Origin of the sequence: Streptomyces sp. PsTaAH-137, from assembly GCF_003259365.1 — a bacterium.
Taxonomy (GTDB): domain Bacteria; phylum Actinomycetota; class Actinomycetes; order Streptomycetales; family Streptomycetaceae; genus Streptomyces.
The window spans coordinates 117,272-130,336 of record NZ_QLLY01000019.1 but is presented as its reverse complement, the minus strand read 5'-3'; the positions used below and the strand labels follow the sequence as shown (position 1 = coordinate 130,336).

General features: G+C 68.4%; 16 protein-coding genes. 8 read left to right on the top strand and 8 right to left on the bottom strand.

All coding sequences use genetic code 11. The features are described 5' to 3' along the window. From K377_RS33440 to K377_RS33430, 3 genes are read left to right on the top strand one after another with little or no spacing between them, the layout of a single operon-like run. Positions 1–1,281, top strand: coding sequence for a putative T7SS-secreted protein (locus K377_RS33440; RefSeq protein ID WP_111667363.1), 1,281 nt, complete (start codon positions 1–3; stop codon positions 1,279–1,281). Positions 1,282–1,292: 11 nt separating this feature from the next. Beyond that, the gene (locus K377_RS33435) at positions 1,293–1,979 is read left to right on the top strand and encodes a hypothetical protein (RefSeq protein ID WP_111667362.1); all 687 of its coding nucleotides are present in this window, start codon (positions 1,293–1,295) and stop codon (positions 1,977–1,979) included. Between the two features lie 36 nt (positions 1,980–2,015). Then, the gene (locus tag K377_RS33430; protein ID WP_111667361.1) at positions 2,016–2,798 is read left to right on the top strand and encodes a hypothetical protein; all 783 of its coding nucleotides are present in this window, start codon (positions 2,016–2,018) and stop codon (positions 2,796–2,798) included. 69 nt (positions 2,799–2,867) lie between these two features. Here K377_RS33430 and K377_RS33425 read toward each other — a convergent pair whose 3' ends face one another. The 4 genes from K377_RS33425 to K377_RS33415 form a co-directional block, all read right to left on the bottom strand. Continuing rightward, positions 2,868–3,386, bottom strand: a complete 519-nt coding sequence (locus K377_RS33425) for a type VII secretion target (protein ID WP_111667360.1) — start codon at positions 3,384–3,386, stop codon at positions 2,868–2,870. Between the two features lie 34 nt (positions 3,387–3,420). After that, entirely contained in the window at positions 3,421–3,567 is a 147-nt protein-coding gene (locus K377_RS41850) for a hypothetical protein (protein ID WP_161195116.1), read from the bottom strand. Between the two features lie 309 nt (positions 3,568–3,876). Next, positions 3,877–4,347: a hypothetical protein gene (locus tag K377_RS33420; RefSeq protein WP_111667359.1), complete on the bottom strand. Its 471-nt coding sequence runs from the start codon at positions 4,345–4,347 to the stop codon at positions 3,877–3,879. Between the two features lie 61 nt (positions 4,348–4,408). After that, positions 4,409–6,064: an alpha/beta hydrolase gene (locus K377_RS33415; protein WP_111667358.1), complete on the bottom strand. Its 1,656-nt coding sequence runs from the start codon at positions 6,062–6,064 to the stop codon at positions 4,409–4,411. Between the two features lie 684 nt (positions 6,065–6,748). Between K377_RS33415 and K377_RS33410 the strand changes: the two genes are divergently transcribed. Continuing rightward, positions 6,749–7,864, top strand: coding sequence for a hypothetical protein (locus K377_RS33410; RefSeq protein ID WP_146614804.1), 1,116 nt, complete (start codon positions 6,749–6,751; stop codon positions 7,862–7,864). A 77-nt stretch (positions 7,865–7,941) separates the two neighbouring features. Here K377_RS33410 and K377_RS33405 read toward each other — a convergent pair whose 3' ends face one another. Continuing rightward, positions 7,942–8,592: a hypothetical protein gene (locus K377_RS33405; RefSeq protein WP_181512704.1), complete on the bottom strand. Its 651-nt coding sequence runs from the start codon at positions 8,590–8,592 to the stop codon at positions 7,942–7,944. A gap of 68 nt (positions 8,593–8,660) precedes the next feature. On the opposite strand from K377_RS33405, the gene K377_RS33400 reads away from it, so the two are divergent. The 4 genes from K377_RS33400 to K377_RS33385 all read left to right on the top strand — a co-directional run bounded on the left by K377_RS33400 (position 8,661) and on the right by K377_RS33385 (position 10,996). Continuing rightward, the gene (locus tag K377_RS33400) at positions 8,661–8,990 is read left to right on the top strand and encodes a hypothetical protein (RefSeq protein ID WP_146614803.1); all 330 of its coding nucleotides are present in this window, start codon (positions 8,661–8,663) and stop codon (positions 8,988–8,990) included. Positions 8,991–9,111: 121 nt separating this feature from the next. Continuing rightward, positions 9,112–9,528 carry a hypothetical protein gene (locus K377_RS33395; RefSeq protein WP_258395211.1) on the top strand — a complete coding sequence of 139 codons (417 nt, stop codon included), beginning with the start codon at positions 9,112–9,114 and terminating at the stop codon, positions 9,526–9,528. A 46-nt stretch (positions 9,529–9,574) separates the two neighbouring features. Beyond that, positions 9,575–10,708 (top strand): hypothetical protein, encoded by a 1,134-nt coding sequence (locus K377_RS33390; RefSeq protein WP_111667353.1) that lies wholly within the window; start codon positions 9,575–9,577, stop codon positions 10,706–10,708. Between the two features lie 3 nt (positions 10,709–10,711). Then, positions 10,712–10,996 (top strand): hypothetical protein, encoded by a 285-nt coding sequence (locus K377_RS33385; protein ID WP_111667352.1) that lies wholly within the window; start codon positions 10,712–10,714, stop codon positions 10,994–10,996. Positions 10,997–11,133: 137 nt separating this feature from the next. Here K377_RS33385 and K377_RS33380 read toward each other — a convergent pair whose 3' ends face one another. The 3 genes from K377_RS33380 to K377_RS33370 form a co-directional block, all read right to left on the bottom strand. Then, complete coding sequence (locus tag K377_RS33380; protein ID WP_111667351.1) at positions 11,134–11,424, bottom strand: WXG100 family type VII secretion target; 291 nt, start codon at positions 11,422–11,424, stop codon at positions 11,134–11,136. A 79-nt stretch (positions 11,425–11,503) separates the two neighbouring features. After that, positions 11,504–11,830 (bottom strand): WXG100 family type VII secretion target, encoded by a 327-nt coding sequence (locus K377_RS33375; RefSeq protein ID WP_111667350.1) that lies wholly within the window; start codon positions 11,828–11,830, stop codon positions 11,504–11,506. A 192-nt stretch (positions 11,831–12,022) separates the two neighbouring features. Further along, positions 12,023–13,063 (bottom strand): PE-PGRS family protein, encoded by a 1,041-nt coding sequence (locus tag K377_RS33370; protein ID WP_111667349.1) that lies wholly within the window; start codon positions 13,061–13,063, stop codon positions 12,023–12,025. Positions 13,064–13,065: the final 2 nt, after the last annotated feature.

The following is a 13,065-nucleotide window of genomic DNA, read 5'->3' as shown; positions in this document are numbered from 1 at the left end:
GTGGCGGCCAACCCCTATACCCATCTCGGCTGGAACCCCACCCCGGGCATGCCCTCTGAAGTCACCGAACTGCAACGGAAGGTCAAGGCTGCTTCGACGACGCTGGACTCGACCCACCAGCAGATCGAGCAACTCCTGGGCGAGAGCAGTTACTGGGAAGGCGACGCCGCAGACGCCTTCCGCGATGCGCTCGACGGCGACATTCCCACGTACGTCAAGAACGCGGCACGTTCCCTGGGGAAGGCGGCTGCCGCCCTCGCCTCCTGGAACGCCGACCTCACCTCCCACCAGGATCTGGCGAAGAAGTACAACGAGGAGGCCGGCGAGAGGAAGTCCGCCGCCGATTCCGCGCAGAAGGGCTACGAGCGGGCCAAGCAGAACCCGGACCTTGGTCTCGGCGGCCAGACCTACCCCAGTCAGGAGGAGGCCGACGCGGCTACCGCGAGGCTGCGCACTGCCGAGTCCGCCCTCAACGACGCTTCCACCGACCTCGACCGGGCCAATCAGGCGTATCAGGACGTGATCGCCAAGGCGAAGGAGCTGGAGGCCGAGCACGAGGCGAAGGCCGAGGCCGTCGCACGGCGGCTGGATGAGGCCGACGACAAACTCGCTCCGAAGGAGCCGGGCTGGCTGAGCAAGACGGTCTCCGCGATCGGTGATGTGCTGAAGTCGGTCGGCGAGGGGATCATGGAGCATGCGGGCACGATCGGAGCGATCGCCGGGCTCCTGGCTCTGCTGCCCACACCGGCCGCGCCGGTGTTTCTCGCCATCGCCGTGGGAGCCAGCGCTCTGTCCATGGCCAACAATCTCTCCAGCGAGGACTTCAGGGCTTCGCTGAGCGGGAAGTACGGGTGGGGCGAGGGGGTCAAGGCGTGGGCAGGCGTCGCTGGTGACTCTCTTGGGATGGTGCCCGGAGTCGGAGCGCTCGCGCGGGCGGGCAGTGAAGTCGGTCTTTCCGCGGCGATTGCCCGCGAGGGTGGTGGGGCACTGTCCGTAGGTGCGAAGGCGGATCAGTTCGTCAAGGGCGTCGCTCCAGCCTTCGAGTCCAAGGCACTCGATGCGGCCACGTCCGCCGGGATGAAGGACTACGCACTCAACGGAGCCAACGCCGCGGTCAACGCTGTCTCCTCCGCCGAGAGTTTCGGCCTGCTCCCTGATGACGGAGTCGGGCACGAGGCGAACGAGTACTCCAAGATCGGCGCTGCGCTGCCGGGCGCACCCGGTACCGTCACGGAGATTGTCCAGGACACTGGCGAGTTGCTTCAGGGGATTCGCCTGTGAGGGAACCACACATGCGGCAAGACGACGTCTCTGCACCAGCCCTGTGGTGGGGGGTTCCGCACGGCTTCTACCAGATCGACCTGGCGCCCTCCCTGAGCGCACTCGCCGAGAAGGCTGAACAGATCCGTTCCCTGCCTCCGGGAGAGGAACGCGCTCGCGCGGACTCGGCGCTGCGGCTGTACGCCGCCTCTGTCCTGTCCATGCGGGGCCATCAGATCATGGGGTGCGCCCTCGGGCTGCACCCTGGAGAGGGCGGCGAGGTCCCTGCGATGTCGACGCTTGTCGTATCGCGGATGTCCGCCCCGAGTCCCGGCGCGAAGGCCGCACTCACCCGGTTGATCTCTCCGATCGCCGGCGCCACGCCCAACGAGGGGGTACGTCCCATTGAACTCCCCTGTGGGCTGGGCTTCGTTACCGAGCGAGAGCGGCGCACCGCCTCGCCCAGGCAGGATCCTGCGACTCAGGGTTTCCTTGAGATGCACGTATGGCAAGGCACCGTCGTCATCCCCGACCTCCACTCATCCGCTGTCTTCTTCGTACAGTTGGTGACGCCTGAGATCGAACAGGCGGATGACTATCGCAACGTGCTCGTGGGAGTGGCGCGCACAGTGACCTTCACCGACCCTCTAGCGGACACCGCTGCTCCCCCGCCCGGCCTGGAACCGGAACCCGACGATGTCCGGAACGTCTTCGGCTGAACCGAGCCGAACCAGGCCCACAAGAGAGAACCCACAGTGACAGGACAGTCCCTCACCTCAGCCACCACCAGTCGCAGGAGCGGGATCGGCAAAGCCCTGGTCGCCATCGTCTTCGGATACGCCCTTGCGCTCCTCCTCAAGAATGACAGCGTCTTCTTTCTGGGGCTCCTGGGCGTCTTCGTCATGGCCGGCGGCTACATCGCGCTTTCTCTCGCCACATATCCGAAGGCTTCGGGACGTGGCGCCTCGGATGTGCACAGGCCCGATCCGCATGCTGCGGTCAAGGCCCACTACACGGCGATTCTGTGCTGGTTCGCCGCCCAGGCGGCCGTTGCCGCAGCCGGTCTCGCGGCCGCCGCCGTACTGGGGACCACGTACCTCTTCCCGCTCATGCCGCTGTCCATCGTCGCGGCCGTCATGGGCTTGGCATGGACGAGTACCGGGATGTACTGGACCTGGAAGTGCGCTCGCGCCGTGCGCGCGTTCCAGCCTGTCGTCCGGCCCTTTGTCCCGCTCAACCTCAGCGGCAGCGGAAAGCGTTCCCTCCGCCTGGGCGATGTCGGCTCCGGCGCGTCACCCATCATGGCCGGCATGGATCCGCTCCTCCACAACCGCTGGCCCGCGGGCGGCGAAGACTGGGCCTGGTTCGCCGGGGACGATGCCTTCGGCGGCGTCGTGATGCTCCCGCATTCCGGAATGCTCATCTTCGCCCAGCCCAAGGAGTGGCAGAAGACCGGGCCGGACCGCGAGGCAGCCGGGCCAGAGCGCACCGAACAGGCCAGGCAGGCAGCACTGTTGAAGCGAGCCAAGAAGTTGTGATCGCTGCGGCGCAGAGCTGTGAGCCATGCCCCACCGCAACCGGGCGCTTCACGAACGGTGTTCAGGGGCTCAGCCGAAGGGGTTCTCCCCCGTCTTGGGCCGCGTGCTCACCGAACCGTCGTCGTATGTCGGCATGTTGGTGCCGTACGGCGTGCGCGGATCGAGGGCGGCCCCGCCCTCGGGCGGGGATCCGAATGCGTGCGTTGCGGAGTTGTCGCTCTGGTCGCTCGGCCTGCGCAGTACGGCCGGTATCTCGCCGGGTGTGGCCTGCGTAACTGCCCCGTCAGCGCCCAGGTTCTCGAAGTCCTTGCCGGTGCGTTCGTCGTTCCATTCGTGGCCGTCGGCCGACGAGCGGAGGTTGGTGGCACCGGCCCGGGCGCGGGCCTCAAGGCCGTGCAGAGCGGGTTTCCAGCTGGAGGAGACTTCCTGCAGGGCGGAGCCGAACGACCAGCCGGAGAGGGACCCTCCCGCCGTGTCAGCCTCCTTGACCGCTTGGTCCGCCGGGCCCTTCAGGTCGTCGGCTATCGCGTCGGCGGCCTTGGCGGAGGCGCGGAGTTCGGCGGGGTCTACGTGCGTTTCGTTGGACATTCGCGGCTCCTCTGCCCGGTCCTCGAGTCGGAAGTCAGAATTTTTGTCGCTCTGCGCCCGGCGGCAGCATGCAAGGGGCGCTCACCGAGAAGGAGCAGCGTTGCGGCTTCTTCTTGCCGGATCCGACCGTCTCGGCTCCCGGCGAGTACCGGTTCTTCAGTTCCTTGCCCAGCGTGCGCACGATGCGGGTGCGGTCCGTGACAGGGGCCGGTGAGTAGACGTAGCAGAGCAGGTTGTAGCGACACGTCCACCCCGGCGACCTCGGCCAGGTGCGCGATGTGGCTCTTGGCCCGTTTCACCGCGTCGTCCTTCGCCTACGCGGCAGCGGGGCATTGGGGTCGTCGTCCTCCGAGGCGCATCCTCCGGTCGTCAGCGCCACCGCGCACAGAGCTACGGCCGCGCGTACCAGCCGCGCCCCCAGCATCGGCGGAGCCTGATCCCGGATCTCGCTCCGGTTTCTCATCGGCTCCCCCCTCGGCGCCTCCACGTCTCAGAACTGCTGCTGCTTGGCGCCGGGCGGGAGCATGCACGGGGTACGCACGGCGAAGGAGAAGCGCTGGGGCTTGTCCTTTCCGTCGCCTACGGTGTCCGCCTCCACCACATAGTCGTCCTTCTTGCTCCGGGCACTCAGTGCGGACGACTCGTAGGCGCTCTTGAACTCCCGGTACGAGGTGATCTCGTATCCACGCTTGGTGAGTTCGGTCCGCAAGGTTCGCACTATGCGGGTGTGATCCGTCGATGGAGCGGGTGAGTTGATGTAGTAGAAGAGGCTGTACCGGCCGTCCTCGGCCACCTCGCCGTTCGCCCCGATGCAGTCCTCGAAGTGCGTCTTGGCGGTCGATGCGATGGTCTCGACGCCGGCCACGTCTGCCAGGTGTGCGGTATAACCTCTGGCCCACTTCAGAGCCGCCTCCCGCTCCATGCGCGGCAGCGGTGCGTTCCGGTCGTCGTCCTGGGACATGCATCCTCCGGTCATCAGCAGTACGGCGTACAGGACGAACGCCCTGCGGACAAGACGGGTCTTAACCGATGAATGATCCCGGCTCCGGGTCGTCATTGACTTCCTTCGGTGCTTCAGTGGGTGGTTTGCCCGCGATGATTGCCCCCTGATTGCGGAGCGAGTGACTGCCTTGATCCCAGTAGCCGCTGTGTCCGCTGGTGTCGACTTCGAAGTTGTTCCCGCCGAACGTGTAGTACAAGGGGTCGTCACCGAGCGAGGCTCCGGCGAAGTTGTTGATGATGGGATCGTCCTTGGCTCCGCCGGCCCAGACGTGCTCCGGGTCCATCTGGAGATCCGAGGCTTCGTCCACGGTCATCCCGGGGCTCCCCACGACCACCACGTCGTCGGCGCCGAGACCACTGCCTCCGGCCGCCGCCGCACCGACCACGGTGGAGCCGTAGCTGTGTCCCAGGACAGTGGTGTGGCTCGGTGACCCGTCGTGAGAGGCGTGCGTGCCCGCGACGAACTGGCGCAGATCGGGCGCGGCCTCCTCGGCCCGTCCCGTCCCGCCTACGCTGTCGAAGTCGGTCATGGAGGCCTCGGGCGCGTCGTAGCCGAGCCAGGTGACCATGGCCACGCTCTTGCCGTCGGCCTCCCTCTCCGCGGCGCTCTGCAGCCTGTCGATGCGACTGAGCTGCCCCGGAACCCCTTCCATGTCGGTGTTCGTCCCCGGCACCAGAATCCCGGTGTGATCGGCCGTGTCCGGGTTGCCCATCGCGATGACGGCCCGCCCGTCGTCCTTGGAGTCGTACCCGATGAGGTACAGCTCCTTGCCCTTGGGGGCGCTGTCGCCCGCGTCGAGCCGGTCGTTCAGCAACTCGGCGTTCTTCAGGCGCTGGTTGACGGTCTCGTCGCTCTCACCGGGGAAGTTCTCGTCGTAGTTGCCCTCCTGGAGGGCGTTGAGTTCCTGGGCGAGCGCGGTGCGGTTCGCGTCGTCGCGTACGTCAGTCGGCAAGCCGTCCGTCGAACCGATCTGTTTCGGATAGAGGGTGGTGTACTCCTGGCGTTCCTCGGGGCTGAGCGCCTTCCACCACTCGGCGGCCGCCTTGGGGTCGTCCTTGGGGATCTGCGGGTCCTGGACACCGATGTCCTTCATCGCGCGCCGGGCGTCGTCGGCGGACTCTGCCGCCGCGTCGTGACTGAGCGGGTCGGTGAGGATGTCGCCGTTCAGCCGGCCGAGTGCCTTCGCCCCGTCGTCGCTGGCCTTGCGTGCGTCGGCCAGGGCTTCGTCGATGCGGGCACGGTACTCGCCGAGCAGGCCGTTGCGGTCGGCGATGACCTGCTGGGCGTCGGGGTCCTGGTGCGGGAGGCCGGCGGTGGTCGGGTCGGTGACCCAGCCGTCGCCGTCTACCTCGAAGTGGTCCTGCTCGGCGCGGCGTACGGCGTTGCGCAGCGCGGTCTGGGCGCTCTCCATCCAGACCCGCGTGGTGTCGACTACCCGCGCGACGGCCATCGCTTCGGTCTCGACCACGCCGAGCCGCGACTCGACGTCCTCCAGGAAGTAGAGCGCGCTGTCGGCGTCGTCACCTTTCCAGGAATGGTGCAACGGGCCTGTCACGCTCGTTCTGTGACGGCTCGTCAACGAATCGGACGTGGTGGACAGCTTGCGCCACGCCTCTGCGGACGCCTCCGTGTCCGAGAAGTCCTGCTTCAGCAGCCGTGCGAAGTCAGAGGCCACGACGGACTCCGCCGGTTCTACTCGGGCTTCCCGAACTCTCCGGATCTATCGAACTGCTGCGCAGATCAAGCACCTTGGACATCACGCGAAGCCCCCCGCTCCGTACGACCTTCTACAGCTGCACTGCGATCACAGACTGTAGGGCAGCAAACGAACGTACGTACGTGCTTTCTGGGGAGTACGTGGTTCGAGTGGCGCTCTGTGCTGCCTGGGGCCCCGAAGGGGTGAGGGGGCGCAGCCGCAGTCCTGTGTTGTGTGCGTAGCCACGCTCCAGCGGTGTCCGTCCACCACTAGCGTGAAGGAAAGGTAAAGCCGTATCCAGCGGATGGAGTTGAGGGCGTGGCGGTCGGCATGCAGGCGGACGGGGCGGCGCTCGAGAGGCCCGGATCGGTTCTGCTCGGGCGATGGGTCTGCGTAGCGGGGGTTGCTGCCCTCGTCGTCATGACGGGCGGCTGGCTGTTCCTCGGGACAGGGACGGTCCGGACGGTGTCGGTGGGGGCGGGCCTCGTTGCTCTTCTCGCCTGCGTCCTGATGGTTGGAGGGCAGACGCGTTCCGGCGGGCGGATGTCACGCGTGGAGGCGTACGCGGCGGCGCTGGTGTCGGTACGCGCGCACGGTACAAAGCGGAAAGGCGTTCCGGCGGTCCCCGCTGTCGTGCTGGGGGCGCGTTGGTGCTGGATCCGCGTGACAGCGCTCTCGGTCGCCGTGGTGACCGCCGGAGTGCTCGCGGTCTGTCTCGGTTTTGCTCAGCCCGAGAGTTCCGCGACGGCTGGCGCTCTCGTGGACGCCGGATACGTGGTGGAGGAACTGCCGATCGTCGCGGTGGATGACGTGGATGCCGCCGGGAGCAGTTCGCGGAGTTCGACGACGGCCCGGTACACCGTCGAGCTGCCGGCGGCGGACGGTGGCGGAGCCGTTCCCGCGACGTTCCGGGCGGACAACGGCAAGGGGATCCGAGAGGTGGGAGAGGAGTACGTCGTCGCCTATGCACCGGAGCGGCCCCGACTCGGCGCGGTCGGTGACATCTCCGTCGAGGCCGTCGAGGCGCGGCTCGACGGGCGTGCGCTGCCGTACCGGAACATCCCCTTCGTCGCGGTCGCCTGGGCCGTCGCCGTCCTGCTGGCCGTGGCCGTGGGGACCGGTGTGGCGTCGCGGCCCCGCCGTGAGCGGCGTGTGGGCGGTGACTGGGTCGCGCTGCGGGCGACCGTGACGGGGCAGGCGGAGCACGTCGAGGAGGCCGCGGCTGCCGTCGCCGCGCAGAACGGTGGCAAGAGCGGGAAGAGCGGGAAGAGCGCCGGCCGTTACGCGTGCCTGATGCTCGCGACGGAGGAAGACGGTACGGGGGCGGGTGCCGAGGTCCCACTTGTGATCTCGGCAAAGCTGTCGGCGGCGGCTCCCCTGGTCACCGGCACCACGGGCTGGCTGTTGTGGGATCCCCGGGGCGGCGGCAAGGCCAAGTCCGCCGCGGAGTTCGTCGCCGACGACGGCTGGCAGCTGCCCGGCCGCGTACCCGGCGCGGTCGCGGCCCGCATCGCCGCAGCCCCGCGCGGACCGGTTCCGATCGATACCGGCCGCCGGACCGGGCTGCTCGAACTCGGCGCCTTCTGGCCGCGCACGGTGTCGGTGGGGCTCCTGGTCGGGCTGCTGGTCGCCGCGGCCGCCGTGGGAGCGTTGCTCGTTCCGGTGAACGGCGGTTGGCGGGTCTGGGTCGCTCTCGTCGTGGTCCTTGCGCCGCTCGCCGGTCAACTTGTCGCCAAGGACAGCACCGGCGCTCCGGTGGTCGCGGTCGAGAGTCCCTGACCCGACTCGAAGGCACACGACGCCGCACCCGGCCCGGCCCGGAGAGGACCGGGCCGGGCTTGGCCCGGTGGGCCGTGTCAGACCGTGCCCCGCACCCGCGCCCGATGCCCCTTCCGGTCCGGTGCGCCGATGTGCCCCGGCTCGCGTTCCGCCTCGCCGAGCCACAGGTGGGGCACCTGCGCCCGGATCGCCGTGACGACCGCGTCCCGCGAGCTCGGCGGGACGGGGAGGCGGTAGCGCAGGCGCGGCAGGTTCGGCCGCAGGGGCTCCTCGTCGCGGACCAAGGGCCACAGGACGGGATCGTCGCGGTCGATGGGGCCTGACGGGCACAGCTCGATCGAGTAGACCTTCGCGCCGCGGCCGAACGTGCTCCAGTGCAGTCCGACGCCGGCGAGGGTGTGCCAGGGGATGACGTTGCGCGCCTTGCCGTCGCTGACCCACAGGCCCGTGCGGTCGATGCTCACCGTCGAACGGCGCGACGCCCAGGACGACATGAGGCTCGTGACGCCGATGAAGAGGACGAGCAGGCCGACCACGATGCCGCCGATCCCCTTCAGCCGGGGCTCGCCGTCGCCGAGGCCGGCGATGATCACCACCCCGGCGAACAGGGCGAGCAGCCCGACCGCCGTCAGCACGATGCCGAGCGGCACCATCCTGACCGCGTTGCGCTGACCTGTCCGTACCACTGTGGCGGTGGGCGCCGGTGCCTGCCCGGGCGAAGTCGACATGGGCGGGGATTGTAGGGAACCTGTCGTCACCTCCACCAGGCGGAGTCCGCGGCGCTACGTTCCACGGCATGACGCGTGGGACGGAATCCGACGAAGAGTTGACAGCACGGTTTCGGAGCCAGGGACGGCAGCGGGTCGCGGCGGACCGGCGGCGCGACGCCGGGCGGGCGCGCCGGGCACACGTCACGATCGCCGCAGCCGTCGCGCTCGTCGCCCTGGTCCTCACCGCCGTCCGGCTGGGCCAGGACGGCGAGGCCGGGGCATGGACCGCGCTCTACCTCACCGGCGGTGTCGTCGCCGGCTGCGGCGTGCCGTTGGCCCGGGCGGGACGCACGCGGTGGGCGCTCGCGGCCATGTGCCTGGGTGCGGCGCTGGCTTCGTTGGGGGACGCCGTCTGAGCCGGGCGCGCCCGGGTGGAGCCCACGACTGCGGCTCAAGAGCAGACTGTTGAGGAATTTACGTAGGTATTGCTAAGTTGCGGTTCTTTCCTGCCCGTCGACCGAGCTACCGAGGTGCCCAGTGCCGCATCCCATGGACAAGCCGGTGGACGACTCCGAGTTTCTGGAGATGACCGGGCAGGACCCCGCCCAGGCCAGGATCCTGCGTCAGTCTCTCGAACACCTGGCCTCGGGGCTGGGCGGAAGCACGCTCAAGGAGATGGCGCAGGAGGTTCTCTCCGGCCGGATGGGGCTTCGGGAGGCGGCCGACGTGTCCGCCTACGCCGACCAGGCCGTCGAGCAGTCCGCGCCGGTCGCCGAGAAGTGGGCCGCCCTGTCCGACGCCGAACGCGAGGAGCTCGCGGCAGACGGTGAGCGCCGTCTCGCCGATGAGCAGCGGCAGACGGACAGCTCGTCGGCGATGCGGCCCACGCAGCAGGCGGAGCGCCCGTCGACCGGCAAGTCGCGCCACGACGGCAGCGGCTGGTCCCTGTACTGACCGCGCCTCATCTCAGGTACTTCGGACACACAAGGCAGGGGGACCCATGGGCTTTCGGGTGGACGCGGGCGTCATCGACGGCTTCGGCAAGCTGGTGGGGCGTGCCGCGGAGGGCGGCGCGGAAGCGGTGTCGTACGTGGGGAAGTACGCGACGATCGACGAGACCCTGGGCGGTCACGCCTGGGACCTCGTCGCGGGCGACCACGACCGCTATGTGAGCGAGGCCAAGAAGGCCCTGGAGAAGATAAAGAGCGTTCTGGACTCCTCGGCGGGCGAACTGGCGCGCTCCGCCGTGTACTACAGGGAGACGGACCAGCAGGCGGCGGCGAGTTTCGACGCCGGTGCCCAGGGTTCCAAGGCGCCGTCCCTCGGCTCGGGCGGCGACCCGCAGGACTTCTCCGACGCGGATGACGCGGCCGGCGCGCTGAAGAAGCCGGGTGGCGACAGCGGCAACCCGCTCGTCGAGTACGGGTCCGGGCACGTCGACGAGTACAGGATGAGCCCGGTCCAGAAGACACTCGGGACCGCCCTCGACTTCGGCAGCCCCTCCGCGATGGCCGTGGAGGCGTCCAAGCTGCTGTTCGGCTTCGACCCCTTCGGCATCGTGACCAACTGGGTCTTCGGCGACTGGAACGGTTACAACGACTGCTCCGACGCCTGGGGCAGTCTCGCCTCCTGCTGCGACGCACTGGCCGCGAATGTCCGCAAGGGCAACCGCAATGTCGCTCTCTCCTGGGACGGCAATGCGGCGGACACCGCCACCGTCTACTTCGACGAATTCGCGAAGAAGCTCGACGAGATCAAGGCGACCTTCGAGTCGCTCCAGAGCTGCTATTCACAGGCGGCTCAATTGGCTTTCCAGTTCGCGGAGTTCCTGAAGTCGTTCCTCGTGATGTTCTGCGATCTGCTGGTCATCTGGATGGTCAACATGGCAGCGGCGGCGGCCGTGAACGCCATTCCCGTCGGCGGTCAGGCGGCCTCGGTCGCGATGTTCGCGCTGGCCGCGGCGCAGGCCATACGGATCATGGGGATGTGGGCGGAGGCGTCCAAGGCGTTCGACACCTTCGCTACGGCCCTGAGCGCGATCGCGCTCACTCTCTCGACGGCGGTCAACGGCTTCTCCGCGGCGGACGGTTTCCCCGAGGTGGGCAGCGGCTCCTACGACAACCAGGCGGTGTAGGACATGAGTTTCCTCGGTGACGGTGAGACCCTCGACCGTTTCCTGTCCAAGGGACGGATGATGTGCCTGGCGGCGGTGCCGGTCTGCTGGGCGCTGTGTGCCTTCTTCATCGCGGAGGAGGGCTGGCGCTTCGGTTTGCTGATCGGGTTCCTCCTGCCGCCGGTCGCCGCGTATTTGGGCTTTGCCGGCCATCGGGAGGTCCGGCCCGGCATGACGGCGCTGGCGAGCGCCCTGGCTCTCGCCACGGTGCCGTTGGCTCTGGGCCTCGCCTGGCTGGAGGGCCGCTGACGCCCTGAGCCCTGAGCCCTGAACTCTGAGCCTCGCTACGGAATGCCGCAGGGGCGGCAGGTGCATGTGCACCTGCCGCCCCTGTCGCGTGGATACGTGGCTGCCTGAGCGGCATCCGCGTCCTCACGCGGGACGCGTCACGACCAGACGTTGGTGTTCCGCTGCTCGGTCTGCTGGTAGTTCTGCGCGGCCGTGTCCAGCGCGCGGGCGATGGACTCCAGCGTCTGGTGCAGGGACGCGGCGCGCTGGTCCCACTCGTTCTGCTTGGCCTGGTAGCCCTCCTGAGCGGAACCCTCCCAGCTCGCGGCGATGCGCTTGACGCCGGCCTCGAGGTCGTCGAGCTGCTGACGCACGTTGCTCGCGGTGGACTTGACGTCCTGGGACGCCTGGGAAATGGTCTGGAAATTGACCAGAACCTGACCGGACATGATCTCTCCCCCGGGGGATTGTGGACGGACGGTGAGAAAGCTCTACGAGCTCACTGAAGGACGAGCGGTGCGGTTCGGCCTAGCCGAACGGCGAGGCCTCGGCACCCGAGGAGATGTGGCCGATGGACGCGGCCTGCTCCTCTTCGGACGACTGGTAGTTGGCGGCCGTCGCGTCGATCGCTTCCTTGATCTCGTTGAGGACCCGGTTCAGCGCGGTCGCGTCCTCGTTCACCTGGTTCTGCAGGTTGTTGTACGCGGTGGCTGCCTGGCCCTTCCAGCCGGAGGTGATCGAATCGACCACCGTCTGCAGACGCTGGATCTCACCCTGGACGGACTCGTTCACCTGGGAGATACGGCCGCTGAACGCGACCATCTCCTCGTGCGTGACATTAAACTGACCAGCCATGGCCACTTGCCCCCATGAGATTCGACATTGGTCCCCGCGGCCCACGGATTCCTCGCGGAACCCGGCGCGGGTGGCACTTCTCGGGAGTGCCGCAACTGTACTTTAGTCACAGTTGACACGGGCACCAAGACTGTTCCCGGTGATCGGCTGCACTGTGACACGACCCTCACATTGTCACGAGCACATCAGCGATCAGCCGAAGGTCGACCGGGCGCGTTCGTCCTCCGCCGTCGAGCCCGTTGACGAGCCCGCCGATGCACTTGTCGATGCACTTGCCGACGTACTCGGCGTACTCGACGTACTCGACGTACTCGACGACGGCGTTTCCGAAGCTTCTCCGGAGGCGTCCGCGCCCGTTCCGCCCGTTCCGCCCGTTCCGCCCGTTCCCCCGCGCAGCCGGTCCAGGCCGGACTGGGCGTGGTTGCCCGCCACTTCCGTCGCCCGGTCCGTTCCCGCGTCGATGTACGTCTGCGGATCGGCGAGGCCCGTGATGCCGTCGGCCTTCTCCTGAAGACCGTCTTTGATGCCGCTGACGGCCGTCTCCTTGAAGGAGTCGTAGCCCGCTCCCGCCGCCGCGCCGAAGTCGATGCTCTGCTGGGCGCCGAAGTGCGTCTTGACGCCCTGCTCGACGATGCTCTGGCCCGCCGACTTGCCCGCCTCGACCGCGGCCTCCTTCAGGACCTCGACGATCGTCTCCTTGATCGCCTTCACCGAGGCCTGTTCGACGGCGTCCTTGATCGTCTTGATCACCAGCTGCTTCAGCTCGTCGAGCAGCCGCCGCACGATGAGCCGGGTCGCCTGCGTGGCACCCGCCGCGCCGATCTCCGACAGACCGAGCGTGAACGGCGCGGCGGCCTGCGCCGCGGCGATCTCGATGGCGAGGGCGATGAGCTGCGCGATCACCGCGATCTTGCTGCCGACGACCACCAGGGCGACCGCGTCGAGAGCGAACGCGAGGATCTCGGCGGCCTGCGCGGCGTCCTCCAGATACCCGCCGCCGGCGCCCGAGAACTTCTGCCACGCCTCGCCGAAACTCTCCACCGCCTCACCGGAGTTGGCGCCGAACACGGTCTGCGCCGCGCCGGTCCCGGTGCCCTGCGCCTGGCGGACCGCCTGCGCGAACTCCCGCCACGCCTGGGCCGCTTCGTGGATCTTGTCCTCGTTGGCGTCCGGCCAGCTGTAGCCGAGCAGGTCCAGGACCCACTCGACCTCGGACGGCAGCATCAAGGCCATGG